The sequence below is a fragment of the Mesorhizobium sp. WSM3224 genome (assembly GCF_000427725.1).
Lineage (GTDB): Bacteria > Pseudomonadota > Alphaproteobacteria > Rhizobiales > Rhizobiaceae > Mesorhizobium.
The window spans coordinates 90,740-103,518 of sequence record NZ_ATYO01000025.1 but is presented as its reverse complement, the minus strand read 5'-3'; the positions used below and the strand labels follow the sequence as shown (position 1 = coordinate 103,518).

Genomic DNA, 12,779 nt, shown 5'->3' with positions numbered 1-12,779 from the left:
GAACCGCTGTAGCCGCCGATACTTCGAGGCATGGCGCGCCGGACCGCACAGATGCACGGCCAGATGCGAAAGGTTGACGCTACGCGACTGGGCAAGTCCGGCGATCAGCACCGCAAGCGTCACAAGCCGGCTCTTGCTTAGCGAAAAGTGCCGACCTAACGTCTCGATGAGAGCGGAATGAATCAGTGTCATGGGCGAAGATCCTTTGCTGAGGAATCTTCAATCCAAACACATCATCCCGTTCTCACCCTGACTGTCGTGTACCGTGGAATCCGTTTCGACGCGACACGCTTTAAGCGCCTTTTTCCTCAGTCCTCCTTCCCCAGCTCAGGCTTCGACGACCTTCAGCTTGGAATCGAACACGCCAAGCACGCGGCCAAGTTCCTGGCTGCGTTTAAGGATGCGGCCACCGGCGGCGATGACGGCGAACGCGCCTTGCCGGCGCGCCAACTTCGGGTCCTTGACGATTTGGAACAGCGGCACTTCGCTGGCCCGGCGGAAGACGGAAAAGACAGCGCGATCAGTAAGATGGTCGATCGCATAGTCGCGCCATTCATTGGCGGCCACCATGCGTCCGTAAAGCCTCAGGATCTGGTCGAGTTCGCGCCGGTCGAATCGTACCGGCTGGTCGAGGCGGGCGTTGCGCGCCTCGTGCAACGGGATCAATATTCCGGATGCTTCCCCATCCTCCGCCCCGCTGCTGTGATCGGTCATGCCTCGATCCTTCGATTGAATCATGCGCCGTCAAAGGTTCGCGCTTTCGCAACGGAATTGCAAGGGCCGGCCAAGCCGCCGCGGTTCCGCGGTTTTCTCAAACGTCCAGTCACGTTTCCAAACCGCATGTTGGAATTGGTGATGCTTCGCCACAATCTCGACACAAATAATCCGCGCTCATGCCCCAATGTCCGACGAATTTACCGGCGTTGCCTGAGACGGTTCGGTCCGGCACCGGCTCGTAAACCCCAAGCCCCCCGCCCACGGGTCAGCGTCGGATCGAACCAACCTCGGTTTTTCCTTGGAAAAATCAGGTGCGACGATCCCAAAACCTGAATAACCGGCGTCAGAAGCAAGCTGACGCCGGTTTTTTATTTTCCTTTCCCCTTTGCGGGGTGAGAGGCCGGTTCGCGAGGCGAATCCATCGTGCGGCACGATGAAAGGCCGGCGAGCGCCGGGATGCTGCGAGGCAGGAGGGGGTCGGCGCCCGCTCTGTACAATGCCGGCCGCAAGAAGTACGAACGGCCAAATTCCGTTTGGCTGGCACAGTGCCGGCCGGTGCTCGATGACGAGCCAGAACTCCAAATTCCGAAAGAAGACGATGTCCAGTTTCGAAACGATCGTTCCTGCGCTGGCAGAGGCGCTGGAAAAGCGCGGCTATGCAGCGCTGACGCCGGTGCAGAAGGCTGTGCTGGGGCCGGAACTGGGCGATGCCGACGCGCTGGTTTCGGCGCAGACCGGGTCCGGCAAGACCGTCGCCTTCGGCCTTGCCGTGGCGCCGACCCTGCTTGGCGGCGCCACGCGTTTCGCCGATGCCGGCGCGCCGCTGGGATTGGTCGTGGCGCCGACGCGGGAACTGGCGCTGCAGGTGCGGCGCGAGCTGGAATGGCTCTACGAGCTGACCGGCGCGCAGATCGCCTCCTGCGTCGGCGGGATGGATATGCGCACGGAGCGACGCGCGCTGGAACGCGGCGCCCACATCGTCGTCGGCACGCCGGGCCGGCTGCGTGACCACATCACGCGCGGCGCGCTCGACATGTCGGCGCTGAAGGCGGTGGTGCTGGACGAGGCCGACGAGATGCTCGATCTCGGCTTCCGCGAGGACCTCGAATTCATCCTCGACGCGGCCCCCGCCGGGCGCCGCACGCTGATGTTTTCCGCCACCGTGCCGCGCTCCATCGCCACGCTGGCCCAGGGATATCAGCGCAACGCCGTGCGCATCTCGGCCGGTGGCGAGGAAAAGCAGCATCTCGATATCGAATACCGGGCGTTGAATGTCGCGCAGGCCGACCGCGAAAACGCCATCATCAACGTGCTGCGCTACTATGAAGCCCGCAATGCGCTGGTGTTCTGCAACACGCGCGCCGCGGTCAATCATCTGACGGCGCGCTTCAACAACCGCAATTTTTCCGTGGTGGCGCTTTCCGGCGAACTCAGCCAGAGCGAGCGCAGCCATGCGTTGCAGGCCATGCGTGACGGCCGCGCCAAAGTCTGCATCGCCACCGATGTCGCCGCCCGGGGCATCGACCTGCCCAATCTCGAACTGGTGGTGCATGCCGACCTGCCGAGCAACCCGGAGACGCTGCTCCACCGCAGCGGGCGCACGGGCCGCGCCGGACGCAAGGGCGTCAGCGCCCTTATCGTGCCAGGCAATACCCGCAGGCGCACCGAGCGATTGCTGCAGAATGCCGGCATCAAGGCGACATGGGCGAGCCCGCCCTCGGCCGACGAAGTGCTGCGCCGCGACGACGAGCGCATCCTGGCTGACCCGGCGCTCGGCGAGCCGGTCGGCGAGGAGGAGCGCGGCTTCATCGATACGCTGCTCAAGCAGCGTGGCGCCGAACAGGTGGCGGCGGCCTTCGTGCGGCTTTGCCGGGCCAGCCGCTCGGCGCCCGAGGATCTGCTCGAAGTCGCGGCGTTCGCGCCGTCGCCCGACAGGCCGGCCCGGCGCGAAGAGACAGCAAGCCGCCGCGACGATTTCGGCGACAGCGTCTGGTTCTCGCTGTCGGTCGGCCGCCGGCAGAATGCCGAGCCGCGCTGGCTGATCCCGATGCTGTGCCGCACCGGCGGCATGTCCAAGCGCGAGATCGGCGCCATCAAGATGCAGCCGGAAGAAACCTTCGTGCAGATCGCCGCCGACTGGGCCGACCGGTTCCTCGAAGCGATCGGCCCCGAGCGCAAGCTGCAGGGCAACATCGTGGTCAAGCGGATCGACGGCACGCCGGACCTGTCGCGCGCCGGCTACCAGCAGCCGAAACCCGACAAGAAGCCGCATCGCGGCAAGCGATCGTTCGACCATGACCAGGCTCATAGCCCCCGCAAGCCGAAATTCGAGAAGCATGCGCCGGCGTCGGCCAGCGAACGCCCGGCCACCGAGGCAAAGCCGTGGGCCGGCAAAACGGGCAAGGCGAAATTCGACAAAGCCGCCGGACCTGCCAAGCACAAGAAATCGAAGAAGCGGCCGGCTTAATCGTCGGCTATGGCCCTGAGCGTCGGCCCGGTCAGCCGCAGAAAAACCTTCTGGCCATGGCGCTCGGCGCCGAGCCGATCGTAGAAGCGCAGCGCGCCCTCGTTCCAGTCTTCCGTGGTCAGATCGATGCGGCCGATTCCCTTGCCGACGCAATAGCTGACGAGAAAGCCGACCAGCGCGCGGCCGACGCCCTTGTCACGGGCGCCGTCGCGCACGTACAGGTCCTTCAGGAACATCAGCCTCCCGAGATCGATGCCTGGGTGGGCGATGGCCACCGAGGCGAGGCCAGCCGCCTCGCCACCCACGAACGCCAAGGCGAAATGCGGATAGGCCGGGCTCTCGTCGCTGAGCCATTGCAGCGCGGTGGCCGCCGCCCGACTGTAATCGAGCGGCGCCTGGCGGTAGTGCGCCGCCATTGCGCAAAGCACGGCGGCGAGCGCTTCGGCATCGTCGACTTCCGCCCAGCGAATGTCGACGGTCATAGGCTCACCCCAAGAACTTGGCGATGATGGCGTCGCCCATCTCGGTGGTGCCGATTTCCTTCATACCGGCCGAGAAGATGTCCTTGGTGCGCAGGCCGTCGTCGAGCACGGCGGCGATTGCCGCTTCGAGCTTGTCGGACTCGGCGACCATGCCGAAAGAGTAGCGCAGGCACATGGCGAAGGACGCGATCATCGCGATCGGGTTGGCGATGCCCTTGCCGGCGATGTCCGGCGCCGAGCCGTGCACCGGCTCGTAGAGCGCCTTGCGCTTCTTGGTCTTGACATCCGGCGCGCCGAGCGAGGCCGACGGCAGCATGCCGATCGAGCCGGTCAGCATGGCGGCGATGTCGGAGAGCATGTCGCCGAACAGATTGTCGGTGACGATGACGTCGAACTGTTTTGGCCAGCGCACCAGCTGCATGCCGCCGGCATCGGCCAGCATGTGGTCGAGCTTGACGTCGGAATAGCGCGCCTCGTGCGTCTGCGAGACCACCTCGTTCCACAGCACGCCCGACTTCATGACGTTGCGCTTTTCCATTGACGTCACGTGGTTGCGGCGGGTCCGCGCGAGCTCGAAGGCGACGCCCGAGATGCGCTCGATCTCGAACGTGTCGTAGACCTGGGTGTCGATGCCGCGCTTCTGGCCGTTGCCGAGATCGATGATCTGCTTGGGCTCGCCGAAATAGACGCCGCCGGTGAGCTCGCGCACAATCAGGATGTCGAGGCCTTCGACCACGTCCTGCTTGAGCGAGGAGGACGCCGCGAGCGCCGGGTAGCAGATCGCGGGCCTGAGATTGGCGAACAGCTCCATGTCCTTGCGCAGGCGCAGCAGGCCGGCCTCGGGACGCACCTCGTAAGGCACCTTGTCCCATTTCGGCCCGCCGACGGCGCCAAACAGCACGGCATCCGCCGCCATCGCCCTTGACATGTCGGCATCGGAGATCGCCGCGCCATGCGCGTCATAAGCGCAGCCGCCGACCAGCCCCTCTTCAGTGGCGAAACCGCTGCCGAGCTTGTCGTTCATGGCCTTGATCAGCTTCTTCACCTCGGCCATGGCCTCGGGGCCGATGCCGTCGCCGGCGAGCAGGAAGAGATTTTTCGAAGCCATGGAGAACCGTCCCGATAGTATCTGGAGAAACCGCGGCCTTGCTAAACGCCAAGCGGGCTGTGCGCAAGGGGACGAGCACCGAGATCCTTCACACCCCCCTCTGTCCTGCCGGACATCTCCCCCGCAAGGGGGGAGATCGATGTCGCGGCGACTTTCGCCAACCTCCTAAGGCCGCAGGAAGGAGCGGGGCGCTGATGCTGCCAATCTCCCCCTTGCGGGGGAGATGTCCGGTAGGACAGAGGGGGGTGCTGTCCCGCCGGCGTCTCGCAAGAACTCGTGGGCGCCTCACCGATGCGACAGAATATTCACCAGCCGGCCGAACGGATCGCGCACATAGAAGCGCCGCACGCTCCAGGGCTCGTCGGCAGGACCGTATTCGATGGCGAAGCCGGCGGCCTTCATGGCGTCGAGCGCCGCGTCGACATCGTCGACCTCTATCGAGATGTCAGGCACCGGTGTGCCTGAGCCGCCTTGCGCCATGAAGCTGACCTGGACGGTCATCTTGTCCTGCGAGCCGTAAGTGGCGATCCAGCCCATATCCATGAGCAGATCGAGGCCGAGGACATCCTGATAGAAGCGCTTTGCCGCTGCGATATCCTGCGTGTCTATGTTTGCAACGATGCGTCTGACCTTCACCATGGGGTCGATCCTCGCTCTAACCGGTGTCGTTGTCGCAACCGCTTCGCACTTTGGGCGACGGGCATCAGGCCGTGCGCTTGAGCGCGGTCACCTCGATCTCGATCTTCATCTCCGGCTTGTTGAGCTGGCAGACGATCATCGTCGCCGCCGGACGGATATCGCCGAAAACCTCGCCGAGGATCGGAAAGACGACGTCAACATAGGCCTGGTCGGTGATATAGTAATGCGCCCGCACCACATCGGCCATATCGAAGCCGCCGTCGGCCAAAGCCTTGGCGATGGTGGCCAGGCAATTGCGAGTCTGCGCCTCGACCGTGTCGGGCAACGTCATGGTGGAATAGTCGTAGCCGGTCGTGCCGGAGACGAAGCACCAGTCGCCCTGCACCACCGCGCGTGAATAGCCGGCGGTCTTCTCGAAGGGCGAACCGGTGGAGATGAGCTTGCGCATGGGGTGCCTCCTGAGTTGTTTAGGCCATCCTGAAATGCATCCACGATCCAGTCGTGAGCCAGACAACGCGATGCAGGCGGGACAGCGCCCCCCTCTGGCCTGCCGGCCATCTCCCCCACTCGGGGGGAGATCAGAAGTCGCGCCGGCTTTCGCCAATCACCAGCGTTGCAGAATGAGCGGAGCGGCGAAACAGCCAATCTCCCCCCTTGTGGGGGAGATGTCCGGCAGGACAGAGGGGGGCGCGAAGGATCGCGGCCTGCCAAGGCAAGACGCTCGCGCTAATTGCCCGACCCCTGCGCGTCGTCATATGCCTTCTTGATGTCGGCCGGCCAGTCCTTAACCGGCGGCCAGGCCTGTGGCTCGCCATTGTCGCCGCGGCGGGCGAAATAGACCTTCTGCTTGGCCGGGTCGACGGCCATGAAGCCGTCATTGCCGCCGCAATCATGCGGCACGCAGCCGGTGGCGTAGAAGGCGCCGGACGCCGTCTTTTCGGTGCCGCCGCCGACCAGCAGGCTGGTCGCCATGTCGGGCATGTCGTTGCCCAGCAGCGCCTGGCCGGCCTTGTAGACGGCCTCGTTGTGGAAGGCGTCGATGATGTTGTCGTATTTCGACGGATCGACATCCTTCCAGCCGGTGCCGGGTTCCGGCGTGTAGGTGAGCTCGCCCGACGTGGTCAGCCCGGTGGTCGGCGACCATTGCAGCGCCGGCTTGGAATCGCCCGGCAGAAGGTAGGGCACGTAATAGATGGCGCTCTCGGAAATGGCGACTGGCGGCGCGCCGCACTCGTCCTGCTCGACGGTGGTGGTCTGGATTTCGCCGCCTTGCGGCTTCCAGGCGATCAGGCTGGCCGGCCCGCATTGATTGCCGCCGTCGCCGACATCGAACAGCGCCACGTTGACGTCGCCGACCTTGACGATCTTTTCGAAGAAGACGTCGTAATTGCTGTCGAGCTGCTTGCCGTCATAGGCCAGCACCTTCTCGCCATACTGCTCCTGCTGGGCGATGGTGAACTGGCCGCCTTCGAAGGGGATGGGCGCCTGCTTTTCCTCGTCCGCACCGGCCTGGTCGCTGCCCGATCCCTGGTCGGTCGCGCCCTGATCGGCGGCCGCCGGCTGGCCGGACACGGCCGGCGCGGTGGTCTGCGCATTGGCGCCGATCGCGGCGAGAAGGATTGCCGCCGACGCGCAGGCGGCGGCCAAAAGCGAACGCGTCATGACTGTCCCTCCATTCAGCCGCCACGAACCCGGCTGCTGGCAGCCGGGCTTACCTATCGCGGAAGACGCTCAGGCCCAGGGGCGCAGCTCGGCGTTCTTCTTCTCGAAGGACGCGATCTCGCCGGCCTTCTCCATGGTCAGCCCGATATCGTCGAGGCCGTTGAGCAGGCAGTGGCGCTTGAAGTCGTCGAGGTCGAACGTGACCACGCCGCCGTCCGGCCCGCGGATTTCCTTGGCCTCGAGGTCGATCGACAGCGTCGCGTTGGAGCCGCGCGAAGCGTCGTCCATCAGCTTGTCCAGGTCTTCCGGGCTGACGGTGATCGGCAGGATGCCGTTCTTGAAGCAGTTGTTGTAGAAGATATCGGCGAACGAGGTCGAGATCACGCAGCGGATGCCGAAATCGAGCAGCGCCCACGGCGCATGCTCGCGGCTCGAGCCGCAGCCGAAATTGTCGCCGGCGACCAGGATCTGCGCCTTGCGATAGGCCGGCTTGTTGAGCACGAAATCCGGGTTTTCCGAACCGTCGTCATTGTAGCGCATCTCGGCGAACAGGCCGGTGCCAAGCCCGGTGCGCTTGATCGTCTTCAGATAATCCTTCGGGATGATCATGTCGGTGTCGACATTGACGATCGGCATGGGCGCGGCGACGCCGGTGAGCTTGGTGAATTTGTCCATGGTCCTTGCCCGTCTTCTTCTTGCTGGGGATTGCCGGCGCCCGGTTTACACAAAGCGCCGGGCAAATGAAAGGCGGCTGTTGGCAGTTGAGTTTGGGCCATCCGATACAAGACCGGTGCTGGACGCTTCCAAAATGTCGATGGGTGGGGCACCTTGGCCGGCATGACAGCGCCTTCCAAAGTCCTCTACGCAAGCGAGCCCACGCTCGACGTCGCCGAATTCCGCCGCGTGTTGGTGGAGTCCGGGCTTGGCGAAACACGGCCGGTCGATGACGAGGCCCGTCTGAAGACGATGCTGGCCAACGCCAATCTTGTCCTGACGGCCCGCCTCGATATCGAGGGCAGGCCGCTGATCGGCGTCGCGCGCGGCGTCACCGACTTCTCCTGGGTCTGCTACATCTCCGAGCTCGCCGTATCCGCTTCGGCGCAGGGGCTCGGCATCGGCAAGGGCCTGATGGACGAGGCGCGCCGGCAGCTCGGCGCGTCCGTCGGCATCAGCCTGATCTCGCTGCCCAAAGCCATCGGCTTCTACGAACGCATCGGCATGCAGCGCATGACCGACGCCTTCTGGTTCTCCCGCAAGCGCTGACTATCTCCGCAAGCCGTCCGCCGTGAAGCCACGGCGCCAATTTCTTTCAGCTCATCGCTTGACATGCAACCAAATGGTTGCATATTAAAGCCATGAGCATGGATGCCGTCTTTCGCGCTTTGGCCGACCCGACCCGCCGGCGGCTACTGGACAGCCTCCATGCCAGGAACGGGCAGACGCTGAACGCGCTGTGCGAGCGGATGGATATGACGCGCCAGGCGGTGACCAAGCACCTGGCGATCATCGAGGAGGCGAACCTCGTCACCACCGTCCGCCGCGGCCGGGAGAAGGAGCACTACCTCAACCCCGTTCCGATCAACGAGATCGCCGAGCGCTGGATTGGCAAGTTCGAGCGCCATCGGCTCAGTGCATTGAGCGACCTGAAGCAACGACTTGAAAGGGAAGAGCCGTGAGCGACAACAGCTTCGTCTATGTCACCTATATCCGCACCACGCCCGAAAAACTCTGGGAGGCGCTGACCGATCCGGAATTCAACCGGCAGTTCTTCCTCTGCTCCTATCAGGAGAGCGACTGGAAAGTCGGCTCGAGCTGGAAGCTGATCTTCCCGGACGGCCGCGTCGCCGATTCGGGCGAGATCCTGGAGGTCGATCCGCCGCGGCGCCTGGTCATCAAATGGCGCAACGAGTGGATGCCCGAGGTGAAGGAGGACGGCTATACGCGCTGCACCTTCACCATCGAACAGGATGGCGACATGATGAAACTCGCCGTCACCCATGAGGCAGATGGCCCGCACAAGCTGATCGCAAACGTCGCCAAGGGTTGGCCGCTGGTGCTGTCGAGCCTGAAAAGCCTGCTCGAGACCGGCAAGGGTTTCGAGCGCCCGCCATCAAAGAGCTGAAGTATCGTTTCGACAACGAAACAATCAGGGAGAAACGTGATGATGCTCTGGCATTCCTGGCCGCAGGCCATGGCGAATGGCGAAACTGCCATGGCCTTTGCCGATCTCACTGCCCCTGTGGAGCAGGTCTTCGCCGCGCTTGTCACCGATGAAGTCGAGCGCTGGTGGGGTTCGCCCGATACATACCGGATGACCGATTGGACGGCCGACCTTCGCGCCGGCGGCCGCTGGAATGTCCTCGTGAGAACAGCGGATGGGCGGAGCCTGCCCGCCGGCGGGATCTTCCTCGAAATAGAGGCGCCGCGCCGGATCGTGCAGACGCGAAGATACGACTGGGACCACCCGGCGCTCGGCCGGCGCGAGACGACCGTCGCCTATCTCCTGGAGCCAATTGCCGGCGGCACGAGATTTACCGTCTGCCATGGCGGTTTCGCCGGCTTTGCCGAGGCCGCGGCCGAGCATGCCGACGGCTGGGCACGCGTGCTCGGTTGGTTGCAACGGTATTTCGACGCGGGCTCGATTAGGGCTTAAAGCGCGTCGCATCGAAACGGATTCAGGCGATGCGCTTCAAGTCTTTGTTTTGATGCATGTCGCTGTCCCCAGAGCCGTTGCGCGCTTCTGGGCGACATGCATTAGGAAACCAGGCGATCCTGGGTCCCGCCGAGGTAGGTTTTCCAGATATGGTCCGCCAATTGGCGACGATAGTCCGGATTTGTCGCGAGTGAGCGGTAGGACGCGCCGCCGACGTGGAAAAGGGCCTCGTCATATACCCGATAGTTGGCGATTTTCCCCTCGACGCTCACGGCGACGGAATTTGACCGGGCCATCTCGAACTCTCCGGCAGAGTGCTTCGAATACAGGACCGGCCAGTTGCCGCCGCCGGTATCCATTCCAATGTCGAGCCGATTTCTGAAATCGAGCTTCGTATGCTCGACGGTATCGAAATTGTAGAAGCAGAGGCCGGCCCAGTAATACCAGCCGGGTTCGTCTTCGGCTGCCTTGTAGAGGTAGCTGGACCTGGCACCCAACTGCACCCCATACCCGATCTTGCGTCCAACGCGTTGCGCGATATCGATCGGCTTGACCGGAAAGCAATCGTGATCGATGAAGCCGAACATGTCGGGTTTGAGGTGCTTGACAATGTTGTGGAAGACCCAGGTCTGAGAAATACCGTGTGACCTGGAAGGGTTCGTCTCGAAATTTCTAGGCAGCCGGAAATACGCGACTCCGCGCCGCGCGCAGATTGCTTCGATCGAAACTCGCGCATCCTGCTTCGACGAATTGTCGATCACCACCAGCCTGGTCCCGGTCGGGAATACCTGCCAGGCCTTGGTGAGCACGTCTATGATCCAAGGGGTGTTGAATGCGATGGTGAAGCAATAACTCCGCTCGGGCCTACTGCTCAGAGCCCTGGCAAATGCATGGCCTTTTTGCGCGGCGGCTCCGAGAAACTGGCGATACAGAATCTCGTGGCGGAGTCCCAAAAGCAATTGGACTCCCCTTGCGCGCCGAAAAGTTTCGACAGCCTTTCCAGACAATGCTTTCGTATTCCCCAAGTGCCCTGCAGGCTCAGGGTAACATGACACAGCCAGTAGGATGCAACGGCATTTGTCGACAGGACCTGATATTTGCCGGCAGCGCTCACCGCGAACGAATAAAACCCGCAAAAGCCTGCACGGCATCGCGCATCGCCTGCCGGTTCGCGCCGAGGATCATCTCCGTCTCGGCCGGCTTCTTCCCCAGCAGCGCGATCTCCAGCGCCGCCCCCTCGTACAGCGCGAACGACATCGTGCGCATGATCTCGGCAAGCGCCGCGCGCGCATAGAGTGAGCGCGGCGAGGCATGGACCAGCATCGCCGGCTTGCCGACGGCCGCGTCGCGCGAGACCAGCCAGTCCAGCGCATTCTTCATGCCGCCAGGCACGCCATGCGCATATTCCGGGCAGGAAACGATGACGCCGTCGGCCTGGGTGACAGCGTCGATCAGCTTTACGGCTTCCGGCGGCGTGCGCTCGCCCTCGTCATCCGGATTGAAAATCGGCAGCCCGCCAAGACCGTCATAAACCTCGACGCGGCAATCGGACGGCGCGTTCCCGGCCAGCGCCTCGACAAGGGCCGAATTGGTCGAGGCAGCGCGCAGGCTGCCCGATATGGCGAGTATGTTCAGCATGGATCGGCGGGGTCGGTTCGGACGAATCGCGTCGGCAAAACCTACCACATGGTCTGCCGGTAATCGTCGTCCAGCTCGCGGTCGATCTCGCCCGCGCTTTCGGCCAGCGCCAGCTGGTCGCGGATGATCTGGCCGAGCGTCGGCAAGGTGGCGCGATCGTACCAGGTCTCCGGCTTCCAGAGGTCGGAGCGCATGAAGGCCTTGGCGCAGTGCATGTAGGCCGCCTTGACCGTCACCACGATCACGCTCTGCGGCTCCTTGCCGTCGACGGCCAGCCGTTCGCGCAAGGTGGGGTCGACGGTGATGCGCGCCTCGCCGTTGACACGCAGCGTCTCGTTCATACCGGGGATGAGGAAGAGCAGCCCGATCGACGGGTTGCGGATGATGTTTTCCAGCGTGTCCAGCCGGTTGTTACCGGGGCGGTCGGGGATGGCGATGGTGCTGTTATCGAGGATGGCGGTGAAACCGGGCTTGTCGCCCTTCGGCGTCACATCGGCATTGCCGGCGCCGTCTGACGAACCGATCAGCACGAAGGGGCTCTTGCCGATGAAGGAACGGCAATGGCCGTCGAGGTTTTTCAATTCCTTGCGGATCGAGCCGTCGGTCGGCTTCGGCGTCTTGTAGACCGTCCGCAGCGCCTCGCGCGTGGTCAGGAATTTCATGCCGCCCCCCTCTTAGTCTGACGCAATTCCGGACGGAGGTTACGGCGAAGTCGCCGAACCCAACCGGCAGCCACTTTTCCTGGAATTGCTTTAATTGCCAGCTTTCTCTTCCTTGGGCTTTTCCTCAACCGAGTGGCGCATGATCAGCGGCATCTGGCTGAAGGTGAACAGCAAGGTGATCGGGATCGTGCCCCAGACCTTGAAATATAGCCAGGTCGCCTCGGAGAAGTTGCGCCACACAACCTCGTTGAGCACGGCCAGGAAAAGGAAGAACAACCCCCAGCGGAAGGTCAGCTTGCGCCAGCCTTCGGCATCGAGCTGGAAGGCGGAATCGAAGACGTAGCCGAGCAGCGACCGCCCGAACAGCAATCCGCCGAGCAGTGTGACGCCGAACAGCGAGTTGATGATCGTCGGCTTCATGAAGGCGAAGGTCTTGTCCTGCAGGTAAAGCGCCAGCGCGCCGAAGACGAAGACGACGATCGCCGAGACCAGCGGCATCAGCGGCAGGCTGCGCGTCAGCAGCCAGGAGGCGCTCAGCGAAAGCGCCGTCGCGACCATGAAGAAGGCGGTGGCGATCAGGATCGGCTCGCCGAGATGGGTGAGCACCGGGAATTTCTCGGCCAGCCACTCGCCGCGGATGGTGGTGAAGAAGAACACCAGGCCCGGTCCCAGCTCGAGCAGGAACTTCAGGCCGGGATTGACCGGCTTGCGGCGTGGATCGGACGGGTCACGTTCGATGATATTCATAAAA

16 protein-coding genes and 1 pseudogene are annotated in these 12,779 nt (G+C 63.6%); 5 read left to right on the top strand and 12 right to left on the bottom strand.

The genetic code is table 11. The features are described from left to right. Together YU3_RS37630 and YU3_RS0127195 are read right to left on the bottom strand one after the other, a co-directional pair. Positions 1 to 192: pseudogene (locus YU3_RS37630) on the bottom strand (IS4 family transposase); the annotation flags it as partial. A gap of 135 nt (positions 193 to 327) precedes the next feature. Further along, positions 328 to 714: a DUF2794 domain-containing protein gene (locus tag YU3_RS0127195; protein ID WP_027169173.1), complete on the bottom strand. Its 387-nt coding sequence runs from the start codon at positions 712 to 714 to the stop codon at positions 328 to 330. Between the two features lie 601 nt (positions 715 to 1,315). On the opposite strand from YU3_RS0127195, the gene YU3_RS0127190 reads away from it, so the two are divergent. After that, positions 1,316 to 3,184 carry a DEAD/DEAH box helicase gene (locus tag YU3_RS0127190; protein ID WP_027169172.1) on the top strand — a complete coding sequence of 623 codons (1,869 nt, stop codon included), beginning with the start codon at positions 1,316 to 1,318 and terminating at the stop codon, positions 3,182 to 3,184. On the opposite strand, the gene YU3_RS0127185 is transcribed toward YU3_RS0127190, so the two are convergent. The 6 genes from YU3_RS0127185 to leuD form a co-directional block, all read right to left on the bottom strand. Continuing rightward, complete coding sequence (locus YU3_RS0127185; protein WP_027169171.1) at positions 3,181 to 3,666, bottom strand: GNAT family N-acetyltransferase; 486 nt, start codon at positions 3,664 to 3,666, stop codon at positions 3,181 to 3,183. The two genes, YU3_RS0127190 and YU3_RS0127185, sit on opposite strands and share 4 nt — an antisense overlap. A gap of 4 nt (positions 3,667 to 3,670) precedes the next feature. Then, positions 3,671 to 4,774: a 3-isopropylmalate dehydrogenase gene (leuB, locus tag YU3_RS0127180; RefSeq protein ID WP_027169170.1), complete on the bottom strand. Its 1,104-nt coding sequence runs from the start codon at positions 4,772 to 4,774 to the stop codon at positions 3,671 to 3,673. 285 nt (positions 4,775 to 5,059) lie between these two features. Next, positions 5,060 to 5,410 (bottom strand): VOC family protein, encoded by a 351-nt coding sequence (locus tag YU3_RS0127175; protein WP_027169169.1) that lies wholly within the window; start codon positions 5,408 to 5,410, stop codon positions 5,060 to 5,062. 67 nt (positions 5,411 to 5,477) lie between these two features. After that, positions 5,478 to 5,861, bottom strand: a complete 384-nt coding sequence (locus tag YU3_RS0127170; protein ID WP_027169168.1) for a RidA family protein — start codon at positions 5,859 to 5,861, stop codon at positions 5,478 to 5,480. A 278-nt stretch (positions 5,862 to 6,139) separates the two neighbouring features. Further along, positions 6,140 to 7,075 carry a hypothetical protein gene (locus YU3_RS0127165; protein ID WP_027169167.1) on the bottom strand — a complete coding sequence of 312 codons (936 nt, stop codon included), beginning with the start codon at positions 7,073 to 7,075 and terminating at the stop codon, positions 6,140 to 6,142. A gap of 69 nt (positions 7,076 to 7,144) precedes the next feature. Then, positions 7,145 to 7,750 (bottom strand): 3-isopropylmalate dehydratase small subunit, encoded by a 606-nt coding sequence (leuD, locus tag YU3_RS0127160; RefSeq protein WP_027169166.1) that lies wholly within the window; start codon positions 7,748 to 7,750, stop codon positions 7,145 to 7,147. Between the two features lie 162 nt (positions 7,751 to 7,912). Here leuD and YU3_RS0127155 point away from each other — a divergent pair, with 162 nt between their 5' ends. The 4 genes from YU3_RS0127155 (at position 7,913) to YU3_RS0127140 (ending at position 9,728) form a co-directional block, all read left to right on the top strand. After that, positions 7,913 to 8,338 (top strand): GNAT family N-acetyltransferase, encoded by a 426-nt coding sequence (locus YU3_RS0127155; protein ID WP_027169165.1) that lies wholly within the window; start codon positions 7,913 to 7,915, stop codon positions 8,336 to 8,338. 98 nt (positions 8,339 to 8,436) lie between these two features. Beyond that, the gene (locus tag YU3_RS0127150; RefSeq protein WP_027169164.1) at positions 8,437 to 8,751 is read left to right on the top strand and encodes a metalloregulator ArsR/SmtB family transcription factor; all 315 of its coding nucleotides are present in this window, start codon (positions 8,437 to 8,439) and stop codon (positions 8,749 to 8,751) included. After that, on the top strand, positions 8,748 to 9,197 hold the full coding sequence (locus YU3_RS0127145; protein WP_027169163.1) for an SRPBCC family protein: 450 nt from the start codon (positions 8,748 to 8,750) through the stop codon (positions 9,195 to 9,197). The genes YU3_RS0127150 and YU3_RS0127145 overlap by 4 nt, the downstream gene beginning before the upstream one ends. 39 nt (positions 9,198 to 9,236) lie before the next feature. Continuing rightward, a complete protein-coding gene (locus tag YU3_RS0127140) occupies positions 9,237 to 9,728 on the top strand; it encodes an SRPBCC domain-containing protein (RefSeq protein ID WP_245273675.1) in 492 nt (163 codons plus the stop codon). A gap of 101 nt (positions 9,729 to 9,829) precedes the next feature. Here YU3_RS0127140 and YU3_RS0127135 read toward each other — a convergent pair whose 3' ends face one another. The 4 genes from YU3_RS0127135 to YU3_RS0127120 form a co-directional block, all read right to left on the bottom strand. Beyond that, positions 9,830 to 10,687: a hypothetical protein gene (locus YU3_RS0127135; RefSeq protein WP_156913613.1), complete on the bottom strand. Its 858-nt coding sequence runs from the start codon at positions 10,685 to 10,687 to the stop codon at positions 9,830 to 9,832. 151 nt (positions 10,688 to 10,838) lie between these two features. Beyond that, positions 10,839 to 11,366: an NADPH-dependent FMN reductase gene (locus YU3_RS0127130; RefSeq protein ID WP_036259664.1), complete on the bottom strand. Its 528-nt coding sequence runs from the start codon at positions 11,364 to 11,366 to the stop codon at positions 10,839 to 10,841. Between the two features lie 41 nt (positions 11,367 to 11,407). After that, a complete protein-coding gene (locus YU3_RS0127125; RefSeq protein ID WP_027169159.1) occupies positions 11,408 to 12,028 on the bottom strand; it encodes a pyridoxamine 5'-phosphate oxidase family protein in 621 nt (206 codons plus the stop codon). A gap of 90 nt (positions 12,029 to 12,118) precedes the next feature. Beyond that, entirely contained in the window at positions 12,119 to 12,775 is a 657-nt protein-coding gene (locus YU3_RS0127120; protein WP_027169158.1) for a septation protein A, read from the bottom strand. Positions 12,776 to 12,779: the final 4 nt, after the last annotated feature.

Excerpts from the sequence above, each read along its gene's own strand:
- YU3_RS0127125 (WP_027169159.1), bottom strand. The coding sequence starts at position 12,028 with ATGAAATTCCTGACCACGCGCGAGGCGCTGCGGACGGTCTACAAGACG.
- leuB (WP_027169170.1), bottom strand. The coding sequence starts at position 4,774 with ATGGCTTCGAAAAATCTCTTCCTGCTCGCCGGCGACGGCATCGGCCCC.
- YU3_RS0127155 (WP_027169165.1), top strand. The coding sequence starts at position 7,913 with ATGACAGCGCCTTCCAAAGTCCTCTACGCAAGCGAGCCCACGCTCGAC.
- YU3_RS0127170 (WP_027169168.1), bottom strand. The coding sequence starts at position 5,861 with ATGCGCAAGCTCATCTCCACCGGTTCGCCCTTCGAGAAGACCGCCGGC.
- YU3_RS0127120 (WP_027169158.1), bottom strand. The coding sequence starts at position 12,775 with ATGAATATCATCGAACGTGACCCGTCCGATCCACGCCGCAAGCCGGTC.
- YU3_RS0127140 (WP_245273675.1), top strand. The coding sequence starts at position 9,237 with ATGATGCTCTGGCATTCCTGGCCGCAGGCCATGGCGAATGGCGAAACT.
- YU3_RS0127130 (WP_036259664.1), bottom strand. The coding sequence starts at position 11,366 with ATGCTGAACATACTCGCCATATCGGGCAGCCTGCGCGCTGCCTCGACC.
- YU3_RS0127190 (WP_027169172.1), top strand. The coding sequence starts at position 1,316 with ATGTCCAGTTTCGAAACGATCGTTCCTGCGCTGGCAGAGGCGCTGGAA.
- YU3_RS0127195 (WP_027169173.1), bottom strand. The coding sequence starts at position 714 with ATGACCGATCACAGCAGCGGGGCGGAGGATGGGGAAGCATCCGGAATA.
- YU3_RS0127165 (WP_027169167.1), bottom strand. The coding sequence starts at position 7,075 with ATGACGCGTTCGCTTTTGGCCGCCGCCTGCGCGTCGGCGGCAATCCTT.
- YU3_RS0127185 (WP_027169171.1), bottom strand. The coding sequence starts at position 3,666 with ATGACCGTCGACATTCGCTGGGCGGAAGTCGACGATGCCGAAGCGCTC.
- YU3_RS0127150 (WP_027169164.1), top strand. The coding sequence starts at position 8,437 with ATGGATGCCGTCTTTCGCGCTTTGGCCGACCCGACCCGCCGGCGGCTA.
- leuD (WP_027169166.1), bottom strand. The coding sequence starts at position 7,750 with ATGGACAAATTCACCAAGCTCACCGGCGTCGCCGCGCCCATGCCGATC.